Genomic DNA, 20,623 nt, shown 5'->3' with positions numbered 1-20,623 from the left:
GGGGCGGCCGGCCTCGCTGTTTTTTTGTTCATTCCTCCCCGGCGGGGATCTGGCGGCGGCGGGTGGCCGTGTCCTGGAAGCAGAAATATTCGGGCTGGTGGCGGGACTGGGTGTACTCCAGCAGCAGGCCGTCGGCATCGAAGGTCATGCTGGATACCACCACGACGCTGTCGTAGCCGTTCAGGTCCATCAGCTCCTCGTCCCGGGTGGTGGCCCGCTCCACCGTCACCTTCCGCTTGGTGGTGGTGATGCGCACATGCAGTACCTTCTCGATGTACTCATAGATGGAGCGTGCGGCGATGTCGGCGGTCAGGCCCGGCACCATGTCCTGGGAAAAGTAGTTGCAGTCCAGGATGAGGGCCTTGCCGTCCAGGTAGCGCACCCGCTGGATGGCCCACAGGGGCTCGCCCACCATAAAGCCGCTCTGAGAGGCCAGCCGCTCGTCGGCGGATACCTGCTCGAACTGCACCACCTTGGTGACGGTGCGCAGGTGGTTGCGGGCAGCCGTCTCCTGGAAGCTCTCGATCACCCCGATCAGAAACGCGGTCTTGCCCACGGGCCGCCAGATCACCCGCACCCCCTTGCCCTGGATGGGCTGGAGATAGCCGTCGGCGGTCAGCTCGGCCAGGGCGCGGCGCAGTGTATTGCGGGCGCAGCCATAGGCGGCGATCAGCTCGCTCTCGGCGGGCAGGAGAGACTGGTAGGGAAAATCCTGCGCCTCGATCTTTTGCTTGATGCTGCGGTAAATGCCCTCAAATTTTGCCTTGGGCATCCAAAACACCTCCTACATGTTCAAATGTTTGACCTTAGTATACAGTAAAACCTTATAAATTACAAGGTCTGCGTTTGTGCCAAGCTCTGAAAAAGTGCTGTAACAATGCCAAAATATTGCCCGCGCATTGACTTGACTTCCCAAAGATGCTACAATCGGGCCGTGAACGAAATGGATGTGAACATGTTCAAAAAACTGAACAGGTTCGCGGTGTGTTGAAGGAGGATGTTTTCATGGGCAAATACCAAGAGGACGCCAGAGAACTGCTGGCGGCAGTGGGCGGCAGGGAGAACATTGCAGCGGTGTCGCACTGTGTCACCCGGATGCGCTTTGTGCTCAACGACCCGGCCAAGGCAGATGTGCCCCGCATCGAGAAGATCAAATCGGCCAAGGGCACCTTTACCCAGGCGGGGCAGTTCCAGGTCATCATCGGCAACACGGTCAACGACTTCTACAATGACTTCGTGGCCGTGTCGGGCATCGAGGGCGTCTCGAAGGACGCCGTCAAGAGCGCGGCCAAACAGAACCAGAACCGCGCCCAGAAGGTGATGAGCGCCCTGGCCGAGATCTTTGCGCCGCTGATCCCCATTATGATCACCGGCGGTTTGATCCTGGGCTTCCGCAACTGCATCGACAGCATGTACCTGCTGGAGAACGGCACCAAGACCCTGGTCGAGGTCAGCCAGTTCTGGAGCGGCGTAGACAGCTTCCTGTGGCTGATCGGCGAGGCCATCTTCCATATGCTGCCGGTGTGCATCTGCTGGTCGGTGACCAAAAAGATGGGCACCACCGAGAGCCTGGGCATTGTGCTGGGCCTGACTCTGGTGTCCGGCCAGCTGCTGAACGCCTACTCGGTGGCGACCACCGCCGCCGCCGACATCCCCAAGTGGGACTTCGGTTTTGTGCAGGTGAACATGATCGGCTACCAGGCCCAGGTCATCCCCGCCATGCTGGCGGCCTTCACCCTGGTCTACCTTGAAAAGTTCTTCCGCAGGATCTGCCCGGCGGTCATCTCGATGATCGTGGTGCCCTTCTGCAGCCTGGTGCTGTCGGTGATGGCCGCCCACTTTGTGCTGGGCCCCATCGGCTGGGCCATCGGCTCGGCGGTTTCCTCGGCGGTCTATGCCGGCATCTCCGGCCCCTTCCGCGTCATCTTCGGCGCCATCTTTGGCTTTGTGTATGCGCCGCTGGTCATCACCGGCCTGCATCATATGTCCAACGCCATCGACCTGCAGCTGGTAGCCGACTTCGGCGGCACCATGCTGTGGCCCATGATCGCCCTGTCCAACATCGCCCAGGGCTCGGCCGTCCTTGGCATGATCTACCTCCAGCGCAAGAACGCAGCCGCCCAGGAAGTCAACGTGCCCTCCTGCATCTCCTGCTATCTGGGCGTTACCGAGCCGGCCATGTTCGGCGTCAACCTCAAGTATAACTTCCCCTTCCTCTGCGGCATGATCGGCTCGGCCATCGCCGGCGTGGTCTGCACCGCCACCTCCACCACCGCAAACTCGGTGGGCGTGGGCGGCCTGCCCGGCATCCTGTCCATCCAGCCCGCCTCGATGCTCAGCTTTGCCATCTGCATGGTCATCGCCATTGTGATCCCCTTTGTCCTCACCGTCATCATGGGCAAGAAAAAGGGCGTCGCCTGATGTGTGAGCCGGATCCGCCGCTGCGCCAAGAGGGCGGCGGGGCAAATGATAAGAAGCAACGATGATACAAGAAGGGAAGTGCGATCATGGCAAACTTTCACGACAAAGTGGTGTATCAGATCTATCCCAAGTCCTTCTGTGACACCAACGGGGACGGTCTGGGGGATCTGCCTGGCGTCACCGCCAGGCTGGACTACCTGAAAGACCTGGGGGTGGACTACCTCTGGCTGACTCCTTTCTTTCCCTCGCCCCAGCGGGACAACGGCTATGACGTGGCCGATTACCGGGCCATCGACCCCCGCTTTGGCACCATGGAGGACCTGGAGACCCTGATCCGCGAGGCGGACAAGCGGGGCATCGGCCTGATGCTGGATATGGTGTTCAACCATACCTCCACCGCCCATCCGTGGTTCCAGAAAGCCCTGGCAGGGGACCGGAAATACCAGGATTACTACATCTTCAAGGACGGCAGCCCCGACAAGATCCCCACCAACTGGGTGTCCAAGTTCGGCGGTCCCGCCTGGGAGTATCTGCCCGCGCTGGGCAAGTGGTATCTGCACCTGTTCGATGTCACCCAGGCCGACCTGAACTGGGAAAACCCCGAGGTGCGGGCCGAGCTGGCCGGCATCCTCCGCTTCTGGAAGGACAAGGGGATCAAGGGGTTCCGGTTCGATGTGGTCAACCTGATCTCCAAACCCGAGGTGTATGAGGACGACCACCAGGGGGACGGCCGCCGGTTCTATACCGACGGGCGCAACGTCCACCGCTATCTGCAGGAGCTGGTGGCCGCCGGAGGCATTGACGGGATGATCACGGTGGGGGAGATGTCCTCCACCAGCCTGGAAAACTGCATCGGCTACACCGACCCGGACCGCCATGAACTGACCATGACTTTCAGCTTCCACCACCTGAAGGTGGACTACAGGAACGGGGACAAGTGGGCCCTGATGCCCGCCGACCACATGGCCCTGAAAAACCTCTTTGCCCAGTGGCAGGAGGGGATGCAGGCCGGCCACGGCTGGAACGCTTTGTTCTGGTGCAACCACGATCAGCCCCGGGCGGTCAGCCGCTTTGGGGATGAGGGCAGGTACTGGAAAGAGAGCGCCAAGATGCTGGGTACCGCCACCCATCTGATGCGGGGCACCCCCTATATCTTCCAGGGGGAGGAGATCGGGATGACCAACTGCCACTTCCGGTCCATCGACCAGTACCGGGATGTGGAGAGCCTGAACTATTACCAGATCCTGCAGCAGCAGGGCAAGAGCTCCGCCGAGGCAATGGAGATCATCCAGCAGCGCAGCCGGGACAACGGCCGCACCCCCATGCAGTGGGACGGCACAGCCCATGCAGGCTTTACCACCGGAACCCCCTGGATCGGCGTGGTGGACAATTACCCCGCCATCAACGCCGCCGCCCAGGTGGACGACCCGGACTCGGTTTACAGCTATTACAAAAAGCTGGTGGCCCTGCGCAAGCAGCACCGGGTGATCAGCGAGGGACAGATCGAATTCCTGTACAAAGACGACCCGGACCTGCTGGCTTACCGCCGCTGGGATGGAGACAGCCAGCTGCTGGTGCTGTGCAACCTGACCGGCCATGAGGCCCCCGTACAGCTGCCTGCACCGTGGCAGGACGCCGGGGTGCTGCTGGGCAACTACCCCGACGCGGCCCCTGCCGCCGCCCTGCGCCCCTATGAGGCGCTGGTGCTCAGCCTGGGCTGAAAAAACGACCCGAAAAAACGGACCGGTGCGTGATGCGCCGGTCCGTTTCTGCGTTGTCGGGGAAGGCGGCGGCCTTCATTCCCGCCGTCCCCCTTTTTGGATGTGCTGGTCGGTGGGGGTGCGCCGCAGCGCATACAGAAAGAGGGTCAGCCAGGCCAGGCTCACCAGAGCCAGCAGAACCCCCTGCACCACGGCGCCGCCCAGCAGGCAGAGAACCGCGCAGCCGCCCACCAGCACCAGAACGCCCACTTCCAGCAGCACCCAGGCGACCTTGTGCTTTTCGCGCATCCAGTCAAACCATTCCACCAGGAAAAATTCCAATACATCGCCGATGAGATCCAGCATAAGGCAGCCCCCTCCGTTTCCTCTTTTTCTCCAGTATACAGCGCGGGCGCGGGATTGTCCAGACTGCAATGTGCAGCGCGGCGCCCTGTAACGCTCCCAACAAAAAAGCCCCGGCTGGACGCACGCGCCGTCCGGCCGGGGCCTTTTGCTGTATGGGATCATACGTCGGGGGCGTCCTCGTCGGGGTCCTCCGGGTCATCCTCCTCAGAGGGGGCCTGGTAGCGGCGGAACACCGGTTCCAGCAGGGCGGCGAACAGCCAGGCTGCCACCCCCGGCACAAGCACGATGGGGATCAAAAGGGTCCGCACCAGCAGCGCCGACACCAACAGGACCGCCACAAGGCCCAGGGTGCGGGGCAGGCAGCCCACGGTCAGCCGCAGGGCGGTGAGCATCAGCCCCACCGGACGGAAGTCGAACCGGGACAGCAGGGGGAACATCCAGCAGGCCGCCCCCACCGGCAGGATCATCAGGACCAGGCAGAACAGCAGCACCGCCACGGCGCCCGGAGCACCGGCCGTCACCGCAGTCCGGATCAGCAGCAGGGCGTTGGCCAGCAGCATCAGCAATGCGCCCCAGGCCAGGGTGACGATGCAGGCGCAGGGCAGCTCCCGCTTGAAGGTCTGCCAAAACCGCCGCCAGGGCAGGGTCTCGGGGCCGCGCACACAGTGGGCCACCGCATCGTAGAGGGCGGCGGTGGCCGCCCCCACCGTCACCAGGGGGAGCGAGCACAGCAGCCACAGCAGGCTGAGGATCAGAAAGTCGGACAGATGGTCCAGGGTTTGCCAGAACCGGTTCTCGGGGTTGAAGATGCCGCCAGACATACGATAAGTCTCCTTCCATTGCGCCCAGAAGGGGAGCGCTTGTTACCATACTATCATATCCGGGAGCAAATGTCACCCGCCGGAGGGGGAAAAGAGAGGAAAATTGAAAATTTTTTTCAAATCCATGCGGAATTTGCAAAGCTGGGATCGGACGCAAGCTGTTTTTTGACATTTTTGGGATATTTTTTGTACTTCTTTGCCCCTTGAGGTTTGCAAACGGGCCGCAAACATGGTACTATTTTATTGGATACCGTGCAGGGCCGTCCATTCCGGCGGGGTGGGGGACGCCCCTGTACAGGACCGGCCGCCCGGGCGTGCGCCGGGCGGAGGAGAAGCCGCGGCTGCCGGCGGGTGCAGCCGTGCCAACACAGAAAAGGAGGTCCTTCATGTCCACCGATTTACGCAACGTTATGGAACGGATCAGCGCCGAATATTACCAGCTGACAACCTCGGAACGGAAGGTGGCGGACTACATCACCGACCATCAGCCGGGCACACAGATCATGTCCATCTCAGACCTGGCCGAAGCCAGCGGCGTGGCCGAGGCCACCATCACCCGGTTTTGCCGCAAGCTGGGGTATAAGGGATACAATGCCTTCAAGCTGGCCCTGGCCAACAACGTGGCCCGGCGCCGGGGCATCCCGTTCCTCAGCGGCGAAGTGACCCCGGACGATGACATCCAGGAGATGTGCCATAAGCTGTACGGCGCCGAGGTAGACGCCATCTCCCAGACCCTGACCCTGATCCGGCCGGAGGAGATCATCCGGGCGGCCGACCTTTTGACCCGGGCGGACAAGGTGCTGTGCATGGGCCAGGGCGGTTCGATGATCATGGCAGAGGAGGCGGCCCACATCTTTGCCACGGCCGGCATGAGCTTTTTTGCGCTGAGCGATTCCCACATCCAGATCGTGTCGGTCACCGCTCTCACGCCCCGGGACGCCATCCTGTTCTTTTCCTATTCCGGCGCCACCCGCGAGTCGGTGGAACTGCTGGAGCTGGCTCACCAGCGGGGCGTGCCCGCCATCCTGGTGACCCATTTCCCCAAGTCGCCTGCCTGCGCCTATGCGGATGTGATCCTGCAGTGCGGGGCCAACGAGGGCCCGCTGCAGCTGGGCTCGGTGCCGGCCCGTATGGCACAGCTGTTTTTGATCGATGCGCTGTTCACCGAGGTGTGCCGCCGCCAGGAGGACAAGGTGGAAAAGGTGCGCCGGGATGTGGCCGACGCGCTGGCTGCCAAACACATTTGACCCGGAAGGGGGACTGCTTGCCCTTCCGGGGCTTTTTTACCCCTCTTTGAAAATGATACATCATAAACAAAAACGGATGAAAATTTTTTTCAAAAAAATACACAAAAAGTATTGACTTCTTTCTGGCTTGTTTGTAAAATGATGTATAAGAGGATCGGGCGGCGCACACGAGCGCCCGATCGTGGACAGTGCCGGTATGGACAGTTCGGCAAGATAAAAGGAGGACACTATGAAAAGAGCAATTTCACGTCGGGATTTCCTGAAGGTCACAGGTGCAGCCGGCGCGGCGGGCCTGTTGGCTGCCTGCGGCGGTTCCAGCTCCAGCAGCACCGCGGCCCCCGCCAGTTCCACTGCTGCCAGCACGGCTGCATCCGGCGGCAATGTGTCGATCTCCCTGTGGACCTATCCCATCGGTTCCTGGGGCGGCACCGAGTCCAAGCTGGATGACATCATCGCCGCTTTCAATGCGGTCCATCCTGAGATCACCGTCACTTATGAGACGCTGGACTACCAGAACGGCGACAACCTGGTCACCTCGGCCATCACCGCCAACGAGACCCCCGACATCATCATGGAAGGCCCCGAGCGTCTGGTGACCAACTGGGGCGCCAACAACCTGATGGTGGACCTGAGCGACCTGTGGAGCGAGACCGAGGAGGACATCGCCGCCGTCAGCGAGTCTGTGGTCAGCGCCTGCAAGCTGAACGGCGCTTACTATGAGTACCCCCTGTGCATGACCACCCACTGCATGGCCATCAACTATGAGGTCTTTGAGCAGGCCGGCGCTCTGCAGTATCTGGACGAGGAGACCCGTACCTGGACCACCGACGACTTTGTCAAGGCCATGGAGACCATCCGTGACTCGGGCCTGGCAGCTGTGCCCGGCATCCTGTACTGCGGCGGCCAGGGCGGCGACCAGGGCACCCGCGCACTGGTGAACAACCTCTACTCCGGTACATACACCAACCCCGAGCACACCGAGTACACCGTCAACAGCCCCGAGAACGTCAAGGCTCTGGAGCTGCTCAAGAGCATGGTGGACAACCGCAGCCTGAACGCCAACGCCGGCTTCCAGGCAGCAGACGAGCTGCAGCAGTTCGCCAACGGCACCGCCGCCGTCACCTTCTGCTGGAATGCGTCCAACAAGGCCCAGTATGCTTCCCAGGTCACCTTCACCCCGTATGCCATGGCATTCCCTTCCGATGACGGCGTGCCTGAGCTGTGCGGCGGTATCTGGGGCTTCGGCATCTTCAACAGCGGCGACGACGCCCGCATTGAGGCTGCCAAGACCTTTATCAAGTTCGTCTGCGACGATGCAGACCAGGCTGCCGAGAGCGTCCGCCTGACCGGCTTCTTCCCCGTGAAGGATTCCCTGGGCGACGTGTACGAAGGCACCGACCAGGCCGAGCAGATGGGCGAGTTCGCAGCCCTGATGCCCTACCTGGGTGATTACTACAATGTGGCCCCCAACTGGACGGCACAGCGTCAGAACTGGTTCAATATGCTGCAGCAGATCATGGTCAATGGCACCCCCGCCCAGGAAGCTGCCGACGCATTTGTGGAGGCCAGCAATCCGTAAAAGGCCTGCGTCTGCCGGCGGCGGCTGCCGCTGACGGCCTGCCGTCCTGAAAGGAGTGAAAGGTGCGCCTGCCGCCTGGTCCCCGCCGGGGCAGGCGCATCTTTTATGCTTCGGTATTTGTTCAAAGGAGGGATTCAACGTGGCAAAGACTTCCGTCAAGGACCGCCGGAACGACGGTACAGCTCATGCCTCCAGCCGCGTGCTGGCCAGGCGGGAGACCATTTCCGCCTACCTGTTCATGCTGCCCAGCCTGCTGTTCTTTGTGGGCTTTGTGCTGGTACCCATGGGCATGTGCCTGGTATACAGCTTTTTGGATATGGGCATCGACACCTCGGCCGCCACTTTCACCGGCCTGAGCAACTATGTGGAGATGTTCCAGGATAAGACCTTCATCCGTTCCCTGTGGAACACCGTGCTGATCGTGGTGGTCTCGGTGCCCCTGGTCACAGCCTTTTCGCTGTGGGTCGGCTCGGCCATCTACCCCATGCGCTCCAAACTGCGCTCGTTCTTCCGGTGTGTGTTCTACCTGCCGGTGGTCACCGGCTCGGTGGCGGTCACCGTGGTGTGGAAATGGATGTTCAACCCCTACAACGGCCTGCTGAACCAGATCTTCGGCACCACCGGCTTTGACTGGCTGGGCGACACCCGCACCGCCATCTGGTGCATCATCATGATCCTGTTCACTACCTCCATCGGCCAGCCCATCGTGCTGTATGTGGCGGCCCTGGGCAACGTGGACCGGTCCCTCGAGGAGGCCGCCGCCATTGACGGCGCCACCAAGCTGCAGATCTTCTGGAAGATCAAATGGGCCCAGATCATGCCCACCACCCTGTACGTGCTGGTCATCACCACCATCAACAGCTTCCAGTGCTTTGCGCTGATCCAGTTGCTGACCCGCGGCGGCCCTCTGGGCAGCACCAGCACCCTGATGTACTACATCTTCGATATGGCGTACAATTATCAGCGCTTCGGCTATGCCAACGCCATGGGCGTGGTCCTGGCCATCTTCATCGCCATTTTCTCCGCGATCCAGTTCAAGGTCGCACAGACGGACAACGGTTGATAGGGAGGGTTCGATATGTCCAAAGCAAAGGCAAAATCCGGCCTGGACGGCCAATCCCGCGGCTATAAGATCTTTGTGATCATCGTGCTGGCTCTTCTGGCGGTGTTCTTCATCTTCCCCCTGTACTGGATCCTGACCGGTTCGCTGAAGGATGCCATCACCATCAACGCCCAGAAGCCCCAGTGGTTCCCGCTGAACCCCACCCTGGACAACTACGTCCGCCTGTTCAAGCAGCCCGCCATCCAGTGGCTGCTCAACACCATCATCATTGCCGTGGCCGCCATGCTGCTCACCTGCATCACCGCGGCCCTGGCAGGCTATGCCCTGGCCAAAAAACGCTTTTATGGCCGCACGGTCCTGTTCAGCCTGCTGGTGTGCGCCATGGCCCTGCCCAAGCAGGTCATCGTCATCCCCCTGCTACAGGAGATGAGCGCCCTTGGCCTGAACAACAACCTGCTGGCCGTCATCCTGCCCACCGTGGGCTGGCCCTTCGGTATCTTCCTGATGAAGCAGTTCTCCGAGACCATCCCCACCGAGATGCTGGAAGCTGCCCGCATCGACGGCGCCAGCGAAGCGCGCACCTTCGTCTCCATTGTGTTCCCGATGGTCAAGCCCGGCGTGGGCGCCCTGGCCATCTTCACCTTCGTCAACACATGGAACGACTACTTCCTGCAGCTGATTATGCTGCAGCGGCGTGAAGTGCTGACCATCTCCACCGGTATTGCCCGCCTGCAGGGCGAAGTCTCCTCGGACTTCGGCCTCATCATGGCCGGCGCCGCGCTGGCCGCCATCCCCATCGTCACCGTGTTCCTGATGTTCCAGAAATACTTTACCCAGGGCATCACCATGGGCGCTGTCAAGGGCTGAGCCCGGCGGTTCCCGCTACAGATTGGAGAGTATGACAATGAAAGACCATACCAAATATCAGGGCGTTATTCCTGCATTCTATGCCTGCTACGACAAGGATGGCCATGTTTCGATCGAAGGGACCAAGGCTCTGACCCGTCACCTGATCGCCAAGGGGGTCAAGGGCGTCTACGTGGGAGGCTCGTCCGGGGAGTGCATCTACCAGCATCCGGATGAGCGCAAGGCCGTGCTGGAGGCCGTGATGAGCGAGGCCAAAGGCAAGATCACGGTCATTGCCCATGTGGCCTGCAACAACACCGCTGACTCGGTGGAGCTGGCCGCCCATGCCGAAGCCTGCGGCGTGGATGCCATCGCATCCATCCCGCCCATCTACTTCCACCTGCCCGAGCACGCGATTGCCGGGTACTGGAACGCCATGAGCGCCGCTGCCCCCAACACTGAGTTCGTCATCTACAACATCCCCCAGCTGGCCGGCACCGCTCTGACCATGAGTCTGCTGCACACCATGCTGGAAAACCCCAATGTGGTGGCGGTGAAGAACTCCTCCATGCCCACCCAGGACATCCAGATGTTCAAGGATGCGGGGATCGCAGCCCGCGGTGAGAACGGCTTTGTGGTGTTCAACGGTCCCGACGAGCAGTTCGTCTCGGGGCTGGCCATGGGCGCAGACGGCGGCATCGGCGGCACCTATGCCGTCATGCCCGAGCTGTTCCTGAAGATGTACGAGCTGGTGCACAAGGGAGAGATGGCCAAGGCCCGGGCTTTGCAGTACGAGGCCGACCGCATCATCTACAAGATGTGCGAGGCCCGCGGCAACCTGTATGCCGTCCAGAAAGAGATCCTGCGCCGGATGTACGGCCTGGAGCTGGGCGGCGTCCGGGCGCCCCTGCCCAACCTCGTCCCCGGGGATGAGGCTGTTGTGGCCCAGGCCCAGCAGATGATCGAGGCGGCGGTGGCCAAGGCATCCGCCCTGTAAACCAAAAGCAGAAACGTGCCAGACGCCCGGTGGCTGCCGGCCCCCAGGGGCAGGCGGCGCCGGGCGTTGCTGGCTGCAAAAAGGGAGGAAACGGAGCATGATCACAGACAACCTCAGCAGCCTGGATCGTTACAGCGGCATCCACCCGGCCCTGGATCTGGCCATCCGCTGGCTGGCGGAGCACGACCTGGCCGGGCTGCCGGACGGGATCACCGAGATCGACGGGCGGCGCGTGTATGTGAACGTGATGGAAGCGGACCTGCGGGAGGCCCAGGGTGCTGTGTTTGAGTACCATCACCTGTATGCCGACCTGCAGATCGATCTGACCGGCAGCGAATACTGGGCCTGGACCCTTACGGCTCAGCCCACAGCCCCCTTTGACGGGCAGGCGGACTGCGGCTTTGCAGCCGGGCCCGAACAGTCCAGCGGCCTGCTGGGGGAGGGGAGGTTCGCCCTCTTCCTGCCCGGGGAGTACCACAAGCCCAGCTGCATCAGCCCCGGCTGCACCCATCTGCGCAAGGCAGTGGTCAAGATCCGGATGGGCGAATGAACGGCGGGGCGTTCGGACGCCCCAAAAGGAGGAATACCAGGATGGAAAAAGAAGCACTTTTCAAACAGATCCAGCATGGGCTGATCGTATCCTGCCAGGCGCTGGAGCATGAGCCCCTGTACACCAAGGAAGGCGGCGTCATGCCCCTGATGGCCAAGGCAGCCGCCATGAGCGGCGCGGTGGGCATCCGTGCCAATACGGTGCGGGATATCACCCAGATCAAGCAGGTGGTGGACCTGCCGGTCATCGGCATCATCAAAAAGGACTATCCCGGCACGCCCATGTACATCACCGTCACCATGAAAGAGGTGGACGAGCTGGTGGCCTGCGGGGTGGATATCCTGGCCGTACAGGGAACCAGCGCGCTGCGGCCCGACGGCAAGACGGCGGCGGAGTTCATCCGCGAGATCAAGGCGAAGTATCCCCAGCAGCTGGTGATGGCGGACATCGCCACCGACGAGGAGGCCATGGCCTGTGCTGAGGCCGGAGCCGACTTTGTGGGCACCACCATGCGGGGCTACACCCCCGAGACCCAGGGCATCAACGAGACCGACTTTGCCTTCATTGCCCGCCTGGCTCAAAACTGCCCGGCCAAGGTCATTGCGGAAGGGCACATCCACTACCCCGAGCAGGCCCGCAAGGCCCTGGAAGCGGGTGCCTTTGCCCTGGTGGTGGGGGGTGCCATCACCCGTCCCGCCGAGATCACTGCCCGCTTCACCGCGGCCATCAAGGACTTGAAATGATATGAATACCTATCTTGGAATCGACATCGGAGGCACCGCCGTCAAGTTGGGGCTGGTGTCAGAAAACGGGGAGGTACTGCTGCGGCAGGAGGCCAGCGTCAGCTTTGACAACTATCAGACCCCCATCCTGGAGACGGTGCGGAAGGCCGCCGCCCGGATGCTGGCCGCCAGCCGGGAAGCGGGCTATCAGCCGGTGGGCGCAGGCGTATCGGCCACCGGCCAGATCGACAGCGGACAGGGCATTGTGGCGGGCACCTGCGGGAGCCTGCCCGGCTGGCCCGGCGCTCCCATCCGCGCCGTCCTGGAGTCGGACCTGGGGCTGCCTGTGACGGTGGCCAACGACGCCAACTGCATGATCCTGGGGGAAGCCTGGGTGGGTGCAGCCAAAGGCTATACCGACGTGCTGGGCGTCACCATCGGCACGGGGCTGGGCGGCGGTGTCCTGACAGGGGGCCGTCTGCTGGAAGGCGCCCGGGGCCTGGGCGGTGAACTGGGGCATATGCGCACCCACGCCTGCAATGGCCAGCGGTGCACCTGCGGCGCGGCGGGCTGCTGGGAGCGCTATGCGTCCACATCGGCCCTGGTGCGCCAGGCCGTCCGCCTGGACCCCAGGCTGGACAATGGCCGCGCCATCTTTGGGGCGGCCCGGCAGGGGGACGCGGCGATGCTGCGCCTTCTGGACAGCTGGATCGTGGAGATCGCGGAAGGGCTGGCAGGGCTGGTGCATCTGTTCAACCCCCAGCTGATCCTCATTGGCGGCGGCGTCAGCAGCCAGGAGGAACTCTTGATTCGGCCTCTGGCCCGTCAGGTCAAGGCGCGGGTGATGCCCGCCTTTGCCCAGGGACTGGAGGTGCGTCCTGCGGCCCTGGCCAACGACGCCGGCCTGGTGGGCGCGGTGTGCTACTTCATCCGCCACCACGCCTGACCGGTGCAAAAGACCCAAAAGGGGGAAGGAGATCCTGCCGCGGCAGGGCTCCTTCCCCTTTGTTTTATCGTTCGGTATTTTGGTGCAGCCGGTTGGTTTCGTAATCCCGCAGGGCGTCCAGGGCTTTGGGCGCCAGAGGGAACAGGGCCGCCATATTGAATATGGTCATCAGGCCCACGCCCACGTCTCCCAGGTCCCATACGAACTGGTAGGCGGCCAGCCCGCCCACGAACAGCATCACCAGGGCCAGCACCTTGTACAGCGTCTGGCTCAGCCAGTTGTCCCCAAAGAGATAGGCCACGTTGGACCGGGCGTAAAACAGGATACCCAAAAAGGTGGAGAAGCTGAACAGCCAGAGGATCACCGCGATGAAGATGACCCCGAACTCACCCAGATGATACCGCATGGCCGCTTGCAGCAGATCCATCCCCTCCAGGCCGGCGGTCAGCTCCTGAGGGGTCAGCAGCATGATCATGGCCGAGCAGCTGCAAATGACCAAGGTGTCGATGAACACGCCCAGAGACTGCAGCAGGCCTTCCTTGGCGGGGTGGTCGATGTCGGCCGCGGCTGCGGCGCAGGGAGCCGAGCCGGAGCCCGCCTCATTGGAAAACAGGCCTCGTTTGGCGCCGTTCATGATCACCGCGCCGATGCCGCCGCCCACCACCTGCCGCACACCAAAGGCCTCGGCAAAGATCTGGGCAAAGACGGCAGGCACCTGCCCGATGTTGCGCAGGATGATGAACAGGGTGATGAAGAAATAGCAGGCCGCCATCACCGGCACCATCAGGTCCAGCACCTTGACGGTGGCGTGCTTGCGCAGGACGATGACCGCTGCCAGGGCCACCAGGGCGATGGTGGAATAGAGGGGCGGGATGTGGAAGGCGTTCTCAAAGGAGGAGGAGATGGAGTTGCCGGTGACCTGGCTGATGCCGCACCAGCATACCAGGCCCGACAGGGCAAACAGGGACGCCATCACCGAACGGCGGCGCTTGCTGCCCGGCTTGATGAAAAGGGCGTGGAGATAGTAGGCCGGGCCGCCCCGGTATCCCCCGTAAAGGGGGTCTTTTTGTTTGTAGAGCTGGGCCAGGGTGGCTTCGATGAAGGCGGTGGAAGAACCCAGCAGGGCGATCACCCACATCCAGAACACCGCCCCGGCGCCCCCGGCCGAGATGGCCGCGACCACGCCCACCAGATTGCCCATGCCCACCCGGCAGGCGGTGGAGACGATCAGGGCCTGGACGCCTGAGATGCCGTCGTCTCCCTTTTTGTTGTTTTCCAGGGTGACGCGCAGCATCTCGGGGAACAGGCGGAAGGGCAGAAACCGTGTGCGCACCGTAAAATACAGCCCCGCAGGCACCAGGATCAGCACCAGCAAAGACAGTCCCAGGGTGCTGCCTCCCGGCAGGGGGATGCGCACGATATCCCCCCACAAAAAGTTGTAGATGGTTTGGATGGCGGCCATGATGTTTCCTCACACTTTCTTCCGCGCAGAACCGGCGCGGTCTATTTCGACACTTCACTGTCGTGATTTACAGTGTAGCACAGGGACCATGCTTTTGTAAAGTGAATCGAATGAGGAAAATCGATCGATTTTATCGATGGATGATATAGACAAAAAAGCGGGCAGCCCGGTTCAGTCCTGCGGCGTTTTTTGGCGGGCTTTGGGTTCAGATAGCGCCACAGGGTGGTGCGGCTGATGCCCAGCTGTCTGGCTGCGGCGGTCTGGTTGCCGCCCACCGCGTCCAGGGTGCGGTGGATGGCGCTGAGGATGATCTCATCCAGGGTGCCGCCCGGGGCAGCTCCCTGGGCGGGCAGGGAAGGCAGGTCGGTGTGGCAGGACCGGCGCTCCTGAGCCAGGACCTCGGCCACCACGCTGCCCCGGATATAGGCCGAGTTGGTCAGGGTGACCAGTTCCTGCAGCACCTGCTTGAACTGGGTGTAGTTGTTGGGCCACTCGTAGTGCAGCAGCTGTTCGGTGGCCCGGGGGTCAAAGCCGATGATCTGCTTGCCCAGCTCGGCGTTCAGGCTGCTGAGATAGAGGCTGGCCAGACTGGGCAGCTCGTCCCGGCGGCTGCGCAGGGTGGGGAGCTGCAAGGTGAGGCAGCCCAGCTGGCTGCGCAGCGCCTGCACCGGTTCGGGCAGGGGCTGGCCGTCCATGCAGGCCGCCGAAAAGATCAGTCGGACCCGCCGGGGCAGGTTGGTCTCGGTGGCCACCGCCAGCAGTTCCTGCTGGTACGGACGGCTGAGCTGCTCCAGGTTTTGAAAGTAGACGGTGCAGCTGCCCTCATTGAGCGGGGAGGCGTAGTGGTTGAACAGGTACTCCCAGTTTTTGTCGGTCATCAGGGTGCAGTTCACCACCACCAGAGGGCTGTTCACCCGGGGGCTGCGCAGATAGAGGGCCCGTGCGATCTGTTCCTTGCCGGTGCCCACTTCCCCCAGGATCATCACCGGCTGGCGGGTGGGCGCGATGGCGTTGACCGGCTCCTCCAGAGCGCCCATGGCGCCGCTGATGCTGTAAAAGCTGTGCATGAACTGCTGGGCGGCCTCGGCCTCGTCAAAAAAGCGCAGCCCGTTTTTGCTGCTGCGCAGAGGGATCTGGGCCAGCTGGCAGTGGAAGATGTAATACGGATCCCATCCGGCCCGCAGGCTGCGGGCAGTGACCCGGATGAACTCCCCCTTGTCGCTGTGGAAAAAGCGCAGGGGCGCGGCGGAAGGGATATCGGGGATCCGGGAGCGCAGCAGGGACAGCAGGGCCTCGCCGGGCTGTTCCCGGGCAGCATAGGCCAGCTGGCCGGCGGCGTCCAGGATGATGGTGTTGCCGCTGCGGCTGCGGGCCACCCCCTCCAGCAGCTGGTTCTGGCGCCGCAGCTGGCGGAAGCGGTCACTGATCTGGATGGCCTGGGTGAAGGCGTCGTGGAGGCTCTCCACCCCCGAGGTGATGAGAAAGGCGTCGAAGCCCTTCTGCCGGGCCAGGGTGTGGGTGACCATGTCGCTGACCACCATTTTGTAGCCGCCCTCCCGCAGCCGGTCCAAAGCGCGGTTGGTCTCCTCCAGGTTGTGGATGGTGATGATGCCCGGTTCCTACGGCCATGTGCACGCCAACGTGGTGGAGCTGGAACCGGGGCACCTTGTAGCCTTTATGCGCAACCGGGAGGCCTACCGCATCCACCGCAGCGAGTCCTTTGACTGGGGCGAAAGCTGGAGCGAGCCCAAGCCCACCCCGCTGCCCAACAACAATTCCAGCATCAGAGCCATCAAGCTCCGGAGCGGACGGGTCGCCATCGCGTACAATCCCACCTGCACCCCCGATTCCCACCCCGGCCTGCGCTGCCCGGTGGCGGTGGCCCTGAGCGAGGACGGCGGCCTGACCTTCCCCATCATCCGCTGGATGGAGCGGGGCGAGGGCTACATGGGAGATGAGAACCGCAGCGCCTGCTGGTGAACAATATGCGCCCTGTGACCCCCGACGACGCCCGCAGGCTGTACCAGGAAGTGATGTGACGTATAAAAACGTCCAAATACAGGAGACAAAGGAGAATCTACCATGAAGGCTGTTGAAATCAAAGGCATCATCCCCCCGATCATCACCCCCATGAACGAGGACGAGTCCATCAATGTGGCCGAGCTGCGGGCCCAGGTCAACCGCCAGATCGAGGGCGGCGTCCACGCCATCTTCTGCTTTGGCACCAACGGCGAGGGCTACATCCTCAACGGCAAGGAAAAGGAACTGGTGCTGCGGACCGTCATCGAGGAATGCAACGGCCGCGTGCCCGTCTATGCCGGCACCGGCGGCATTGCGGGCTGCGCCAACGTTTACCCTCACACCATGGCGTCCATCTATGACCTGTTCATGGAGGGTAGGATCGAGGAGGCCAAGGCGGCCAACGCCAGCATCGCTTCGTTCCGCGCCTGCTTCAAGTACGGCAACCCCAACACCATCGTCAAGACCGCCGTGGCTATGCTGGGCTACAACGTGGGCAAATGCCGCGCTCCCTTCAACCAGGTACCCGAGGAAGGCATCAAGGCCCTGGAGAAGGTACTGAAGGAGAACGCGGAAAAGGGCATGTGCTGAGCGCAGAGGCCGGCCCGGCAGTTTCGCAGAAAAAGAGGGAGAGGTAAGATATGACAAGACCCATCATCGGCATCACCATGGGCGACCCTGCGGGCAACGGCCCCGAGATCACCGTCAAGGCCCTGGCCCGGGCCGACCTGTACGACCGGTGCCGCCCCATCGTGGTGGGGGACGCCAAAATGCTGGAGCAGGCCCGGGGCTTTGTGGGCCGGCCCGACATCCGGATCCACCGCTGTGAGAAGGTGAGCGACGCTCTGTTCACCCCCGGCACCATCGACGTGCTCCACCTGGAGCTGATCGCGGATGTGGACAAGTTTGAGCTGGGCAAGGTGAGCCTGGAAGGAGGCAATGCGGCTTTCCAGTGCGTGCGCAAGGTGATCCAGCTGGCCATGGACGGGGAGGTGGACGCCACCTGCACCAACGCCCTGAACAAAGAGGCCATGAACAAGGTTCTGGAGGCCGCCGGGGGCGCAAACTCGGACGGTTACACCCATTTTGACGGCCACACCGAGATCTATGCGACCTACACCCACACCAAAAAATACACCATGATGCTGGCCCACCACGACCTGCGGGTGGTGCATGTGTCCACCCACTGCTCCCTGCGGGAGGCCTGCGACCGGGTCAAAAAGGACCGGGTGCTGGAGGTGATCGAGATCGCCCACCAGGCCTGCAAGGATATGGGGATCGAAACCCCGCGGGTGGCGGTGGCCGGCCTGAACCCCCACTGCGGCGAAAACGGCCTGTTCGGCACCGAGGAGATCCAGGAGATCACCCCCGCCATCCAGGCCGCCAAAGCCGAAGGAATCAATGCCATCGGCCCCATCCCGCCCGACAGCGTTTTCAGCGAGGCGCTGGGCGGCTGGTATGACATTGTGGTCTGTATGTACCACGACCAGGGACACATCCCCCTCAAGACGGTGGGGTTTGTCTACGACCGCGAAAAACAGGCATGGAAGGCTGTGGAAGGGGTCAATGTCACCCTGGGCCTGCCCATCATCCGCACCAGTGTGGACCATGGCACCGGCTTTGCCCTGGCGGGCAAGGGCACCAGCAACGAGCTGAGCCTGGTCAACGCCATCGACTATGCCATCCGTATGGCCAACGGCTGCAAAAACTGATCTGGAACCGCTTTGCTTCGGTCCATCGCGCCGTTGCCTGCAAAGGTCCCGCCTGGACGTCTGCCGCCCGGGCGGGACCTTTTTGCCGCCTATTCCAGAACGGAACGCCGGTGCGGCGCCGGACCGGAATAGGGGGAGAGAAGGTTTGCCTTTTCAAACCGAACTGTGTGATGCTCGCCTCGTTCATGGCCATCATCGCGGCGCTGCAAAAGACAAGCTTCATCATCAAGTTCAAGGACGCCCTGTTCAAGATGGCCAGCAAAGGCGGTTTCCTGGCCTATGTGCTGCTGATCCTGATCGTCATGCTGGGATGCAGCCTGTTTGGCACCGGCTCCACCGCATATTATGTGCTGGTCATCGGCCTGTTGTCCAACCTGCCCGACTCCCGCAGCCTTCCCCCCTCCAGGGTTCTGATGCCCGCAGGCTTTGCGGCCAACCACCCGCTGCTGCCCTTCAACACCGCCCTGCAATATGGCATCGTCATTGCGGTTTTGCAGAGCGCAGGGGCTTCTTCGGATGTCAACCTGGTCAAATTCTCCTTCTGATCTTTGTGTTCTGCATCCTGACCAGCGTGCTGGCCACTCTGACCGGTTCCACCATCGGCACGGTGTATGTCTTTGCCCCCATGGCCATTGCCACTTGCATGAACCTGGGCCTGGACCCCACCGCTGCGGCCGCAGCCATCGTCATCTCGGGCTGGTGCGGACACTTCCTGCCCATCGACGGTATGCCCGCCATGATCATGGGCACCGGCAACTACAAGATCGGTGAGTTCTGGAAGTTCACCATTCCCCAGTATTTCATCCGCCTGCTGGCTTTGACCATCGGCGCAGTCCTGATCTTCCCCATGCGCTGAACACCCTGCATCTTCGGTGCCGGACCGGACGGTTCCCGCAGGCCCGCACCCCATACGATTCGCAGGATCGATCCCCCCTTGCCGGGAGCGCCGCCCGATTGGCTGCGCCCCGGCATTTTTGTGCCTGGATGGACCAATTACGAACCATCCTTTATCAGTACAAAGCTAACGATAAGAACAGCGAATACTGTTAGAAAACTATCTAGTATGTAATTTGTAAGGATTTGTTAGGAAGAATAATGCAAACGCCCGATGGAGGAAAAGCCGACGGCATACAGCTGACGGTATTACAGGTGTGGTCAAAAGTGTGGTCAAAGCAAAAAAAGCAGCCCAGAAACTTGCGTTCCTAGGCTGCTTTCTTGTGGTGGAGGCGATGGGAGTCGAACCCATGTCCGAAAGGCGTTCAGCGTGGGTATCTCCGGGTGCAGGCGATCTACAACATTCCCTCCGCGTCACGCCGGTCGCCAGGCTAACGCTTCAGTAGCTTCATGAGTTCATGACGGTCCGCAAAGCTTAAGTCCGTTCACGTGCTGTGTCTAAAGGACGCCCCGGCCCCACACGACACAAATGTGGGCGGAACGCGCAGCACTCAGGCTGCGAGCAACTGAGTTCTATTGTTGTCAGTTCGTTTTTTGGAGGATTTTAGAGCAGGTCCCCCGCTGCTACCCGCTGCCCAGGCCTCGCACCCCCCGTCGAAACCTTTACGCCCCCATGATACGCGCCCAAAGGCGCGGGGAAGGTGACTGCGAAAGGGGCATAGCTGCCCGGTGTTGTTCATTCAAAACGTCCGTTGGTTTTCAAAGCGCGGTCGATGGTGCGTTTGGCATCCCGCCTGGCGGCGTCGGCCCGCTTGTCGTAGAGCTTTTTGCCTTTGCACAGGCCCAGCTCCACCTTGACGCGCCCGTGCTTGAAATAGAGGGACAGGGGCACAAGAGTGTAGCCCTGCAGTTTGCACTGCTGCCCCAGCCGGCGGATCTCGCTTTTGTGGGCCAGAAGCCGCCGCTGGCGCATGGGATCGGCATTGAAGATGTTGCCGTGGTCGTAGGGGGTGATATGCATCCCTTTGACCAGAAGCTCGCCTTCTTCGATGTCCACCCAGCTGTCCTTCAAATTGACGCCGCCGGCCCGCAGGCTTTTTACCTCGGTGCCTTTCAGTTCGATGCCGGTCTCCAGCGCCTCGATCACGAAATATTCGTGGCGCGCTTCCCGGTTGGTTGCGATGGTCTTGGTGGCCGGCCGCTCCTTGACAGGCATACAACGCGCCTCCTTTCATGATGAGCCTTCGGTGTAAGATATTGTACCACAACTTTGCAAAA

Annotated in this window: 20 protein-coding genes, 1 other RNA gene and 1 pseudogene; 15 read left to right on the top strand and 7 right to left on the bottom strand. The window is 62.0% G+C overall.

Features of this window, described 5'->3' with window-relative positions:
• Nucleotides 1–28: 28 nt before the first annotated feature.
• Nucleotides 29–772: a trehalose operon repressor gene (treR, locus tag B5E66_RS06940; protein ID WP_087230578.1), complete on the bottom strand. Its 744-nt coding sequence runs from the start codon at nt 770–772 to the stop codon at nt 29–31.
• Nucleotides 773–1,005: 233 nt separating this feature from the next.
• On the opposite strand from treR, the gene treP reads away from it, so the two are divergent.
• On the top strand, nt 1,006–2,421 hold the full coding sequence (gene treP, locus B5E66_RS06935; protein WP_087230576.1) for a PTS system trehalose-specific EIIBC component: 1,416 nt from the start codon (nt 1,006–1,008) through the stop codon (nt 2,419–2,421).
• Nucleotides 2,422–2,507: 86 nt separating this feature from the next.
• Complete coding sequence (gene treC, locus B5E66_RS06930) at nt 2,508–4,142, top strand: alpha,alpha-phosphotrehalase (protein ID WP_087230573.1); 1,635 nt, start codon at nt 2,508–2,510, stop codon at nt 4,140–4,142.
• Nucleotides 4,143–4,217: 75 nt separating this feature from the next.
• Here treC and B5E66_RS06925 read toward each other — a convergent pair whose 3' ends face one another.
• Together B5E66_RS06925 and B5E66_RS06920 are read right to left on the bottom strand one after the other, a co-directional pair.
• On the bottom strand, nt 4,218–4,487 hold the full coding sequence (locus tag B5E66_RS06925) for a hypothetical protein (protein WP_087230570.1): 270 nt from the start codon (nt 4,485–4,487) through the stop codon (nt 4,218–4,220).
• 158 nt (nt 4,488–4,645) lie between these two features.
• Complete coding sequence (locus B5E66_RS06920; protein ID WP_087230567.1) at nt 4,646–5,308, bottom strand: DUF624 domain-containing protein; 663 nt, start codon at nt 5,306–5,308, stop codon at nt 4,646–4,648.
• Nucleotides 5,309–5,694: 386 nt separating this feature from the next.
• Between B5E66_RS06920 and B5E66_RS06915 the strand changes: the two genes are divergently transcribed.
• From B5E66_RS06915 to B5E66_RS06880, 8 genes are all read left to right on the top strand, one after another.
• A complete protein-coding gene (locus tag B5E66_RS06915) occupies nt 5,695–6,555 on the top strand; it encodes a MurR/RpiR family transcriptional regulator (RefSeq protein WP_087230564.1) in 861 nt (286 codons plus the stop codon).
• A 229-nt stretch (nt 6,556–6,784) separates the two neighbouring features.
• Nucleotides 6,785–8,134: an ABC transporter substrate-binding protein gene (locus B5E66_RS06910; protein WP_087230561.1), complete on the top strand. Its 1,350-nt coding sequence runs from the start codon at nt 6,785–6,787 to the stop codon at nt 8,132–8,134.
• Between the two features lie 238 nt (nt 8,135–8,372).
• On the top strand, nt 8,373–9,197 hold the full coding sequence (locus B5E66_RS06905; RefSeq protein ID WP_087230620.1) for a carbohydrate ABC transporter permease: 825 nt from the start codon (nt 8,373–8,375) through the stop codon (nt 9,195–9,197).
• Nucleotides 9,198–9,212: 15 nt separating this feature from the next.
• Nucleotides 9,213–10,064: a carbohydrate ABC transporter permease gene (locus tag B5E66_RS06900; RefSeq protein WP_087230558.1), complete on the top strand. Its 852-nt coding sequence runs from the start codon at nt 9,213–9,215 to the stop codon at nt 10,062–10,064.
• Between the two features lie 37 nt (nt 10,065–10,101).
• Nucleotides 10,102–11,040: a dihydrodipicolinate synthase family protein gene (locus B5E66_RS06895; protein ID WP_087230555.1), complete on the top strand. Its 939-nt coding sequence runs from the start codon at nt 10,102–10,104 to the stop codon at nt 11,038–11,040.
• A gap of 97 nt (nt 11,041–11,137) precedes the next feature.
• Nucleotides 11,138–11,590 (top strand): YhcH/YjgK/YiaL family protein, encoded by a 453-nt coding sequence (locus B5E66_RS06890; RefSeq protein WP_087230552.1) that lies wholly within the window; start codon nt 11,138–11,140, stop codon nt 11,588–11,590.
• A 41-nt stretch (nt 11,591–11,631) separates the two neighbouring features.
• A complete protein-coding gene (locus B5E66_RS06885; protein WP_087230549.1) occupies nt 11,632–12,333 on the top strand; it encodes an N-acetylmannosamine-6-phosphate 2-epimerase in 702 nt (233 codons plus the stop codon).
• A gap of 1 nt (nt 12,334) precedes the next feature.
• Complete coding sequence (locus B5E66_RS06880; protein WP_087230547.1) at nt 12,335–13,258, top strand: ROK family protein; 924 nt, start codon at nt 12,335–12,337, stop codon at nt 13,256–13,258.
• A 64-nt stretch (nt 13,259–13,322) separates the two neighbouring features.
• On the opposite strand, the gene B5E66_RS06875 is transcribed toward B5E66_RS06880, so the two are convergent.
• Nucleotides 13,323–14,720: an alanine/glycine:cation symporter family protein gene (locus B5E66_RS06875; protein WP_087230544.1), complete on the bottom strand. Its 1,398-nt coding sequence runs from the start codon at nt 14,718–14,720 to the stop codon at nt 13,323–13,325.
• 41 nt (nt 14,721–14,761) lie between these two features.
• Nucleotides 14,762–16,291 (bottom strand): sigma 54-interacting transcriptional regulator, encoded by a 1,530-nt coding sequence (locus B5E66_RS06870; RefSeq protein WP_087230541.1) that lies wholly within the window; start codon nt 16,289–16,291, stop codon nt 14,762–14,764.
• A gap of 31 nt (nt 16,292–16,322) precedes the next feature.
• Between B5E66_RS06870 and B5E66_RS06865 the strand changes: the two are divergent.
• From B5E66_RS06865 to B5E66_RS13370, 5 genes and pseudogenes are all read left to right on the top strand, one after another.
• Nucleotides 16,323–16,688: pseudogene (locus B5E66_RS06865) on the top strand (exo-alpha-sialidase); the annotation flags it as partial.
• Nucleotides 16,689–16,802: 114 nt separating this feature from the next.
• The gene (locus tag B5E66_RS06860) at nt 16,803–17,330 is read left to right on the top strand and encodes a dihydrodipicolinate synthase family protein (protein ID WP_087230538.1); all 528 of its coding nucleotides are present in this window, start codon (nt 16,803–16,805) and stop codon (nt 17,328–17,330) included.
• Nucleotides 17,331–17,380: 50 nt separating this feature from the next.
• Nucleotides 17,381–18,451, top strand: a complete 1,071-nt coding sequence (gene pdxA, locus B5E66_RS06855) for a 4-hydroxythreonine-4-phosphate dehydrogenase PdxA (RefSeq protein ID WP_087230535.1) — start codon at nt 17,381–17,383, stop codon at nt 18,449–18,451.
• 185 nt (nt 18,452–18,636) lie between these two features.
• A complete protein-coding gene (locus B5E66_RS13375; protein WP_242958118.1) occupies nt 18,637–18,996 on the top strand; it encodes a hypothetical protein in 360 nt (119 codons plus the stop codon).
• Nucleotides 18,997–19,001: 5 nt separating this feature from the next.
• The gene (locus tag B5E66_RS13370) at nt 19,002–19,307 is read left to right on the top strand and encodes a hypothetical protein (RefSeq protein WP_242958117.1); all 306 of its coding nucleotides are present in this window, start codon (nt 19,002–19,004) and stop codon (nt 19,305–19,307) included.
• Between the two features lie 362 nt (nt 19,308–19,669).
• Here the strand turns inward: B5E66_RS13370 and ssrA are convergent.
• Together ssrA and smpB are read right to left on the bottom strand one after the other, a co-directional pair.
• Nucleotides 19,670–20,018, bottom strand: a transfer-messenger RNA (tmRNA) gene (gene ssrA, locus B5E66_RS06845).
• 63 nt (nt 20,019–20,081) lie between these two features.
• Nucleotides 20,082–20,561, bottom strand: a complete 480-nt coding sequence (gene smpB / locus B5E66_RS06840; RefSeq protein ID WP_087230532.1) for an SsrA-binding protein SmpB — start codon at nt 20,559–20,561, stop codon at nt 20,082–20,084.
• Nucleotides 20,562–20,623 lie beyond the last annotated feature (62 nt).

Source organism: Faecalibacterium sp. An121, assembly GCF_002160915.1.
Lineage (GTDB): Bacteria > Bacillota > Clostridia > Oscillospirales > Ruminococcaceae > Faecalibacterium > Faecalibacterium avium.
This window is presented reverse-complemented; position numbering and strand designations above follow the sequence as displayed.

Excerpts from the sequence above, each read along its gene's own strand:
- treR (WP_087230578.1), bottom strand. The coding sequence starts at position 772 with ATGCCCAAGGCAAAATTTGAGGGCATTTACCGCAGCATCAAGCAAAAG.
- treP (WP_087230576.1), top strand. The coding sequence starts at position 1,006 with ATGGGCAAATACCAAGAGGACGCCAGAGAACTGCTGGCGGCAGTGGGC.
- treC (WP_087230573.1), top strand. The coding sequence starts at position 2,508 with ATGGCAAACTTTCACGACAAAGTGGTGTATCAGATCTATCCCAAGTCC.
- B5E66_RS06925 (WP_087230570.1), bottom strand. The coding sequence starts at position 4,487 with ATGCTGGATCTCATCGGCGATGTATTGGAATTTTTCCTGGTGGAATGG.
- B5E66_RS06920 (WP_087230567.1), bottom strand. The coding sequence starts at position 5,308 with ATGTCTGGCGGCATCTTCAACCCCGAGAACCGGTTCTGGCAAACCCTG.
- B5E66_RS06915 (WP_087230564.1), top strand. The coding sequence starts at position 5,695 with ATGTCCACCGATTTACGCAACGTTATGGAACGGATCAGCGCCGAATAT.
- B5E66_RS06910 (WP_087230561.1), top strand. The coding sequence starts at position 6,785 with ATGAAAAGAGCAATTTCACGTCGGGATTTCCTGAAGGTCACAGGTGCA.
- B5E66_RS06905 (WP_087230620.1), top strand. The coding sequence starts at position 8,373 with ATGCTGCCCAGCCTGCTGTTCTTTGTGGGCTTTGTGCTGGTACCCATG.
- B5E66_RS06900 (WP_087230558.1), top strand. The coding sequence starts at position 9,213 with ATGTCCAAAGCAAAGGCAAAATCCGGCCTGGACGGCCAATCCCGCGGC.
- B5E66_RS06895 (WP_087230555.1), top strand. The coding sequence starts at position 10,102 with ATGAAAGACCATACCAAATATCAGGGCGTTATTCCTGCATTCTATGCC.
- B5E66_RS06890 (WP_087230552.1), top strand. The coding sequence starts at position 11,138 with ATGATCACAGACAACCTCAGCAGCCTGGATCGTTACAGCGGCATCCAC.
- B5E66_RS06885 (WP_087230549.1), top strand. The coding sequence starts at position 11,632 with ATGGAAAAAGAAGCACTTTTCAAACAGATCCAGCATGGGCTGATCGTA.
- B5E66_RS06880 (WP_087230547.1), top strand. The coding sequence starts at position 12,335 with ATGAATACCTATCTTGGAATCGACATCGGAGGCACCGCCGTCAAGTTG.
- B5E66_RS06875 (WP_087230544.1), bottom strand. The coding sequence starts at position 14,720 with ATGGCCGCCATCCAAACCATCTACAACTTTTTGTGGGGGGATATCGTG.
- B5E66_RS06860 (WP_087230538.1), top strand. The coding sequence starts at position 16,803 with ATGAAGGCTGTTGAAATCAAAGGCATCATCCCCCCGATCATCACCCCC.
- pdxA (WP_087230535.1), top strand. The coding sequence starts at position 17,381 with ATGACAAGACCCATCATCGGCATCACCATGGGCGACCCTGCGGGCAAC.
- B5E66_RS13375 (WP_242958118.1), top strand. The coding sequence starts at position 18,637 with ATGGCCATCATCGCGGCGCTGCAAAAGACAAGCTTCATCATCAAGTTC.
- smpB (WP_087230532.1), bottom strand. The coding sequence starts at position 20,561 with ATGCCTGTCAAGGAGCGGCCGGCCACCAAGACCATCGCAACCAACCGG.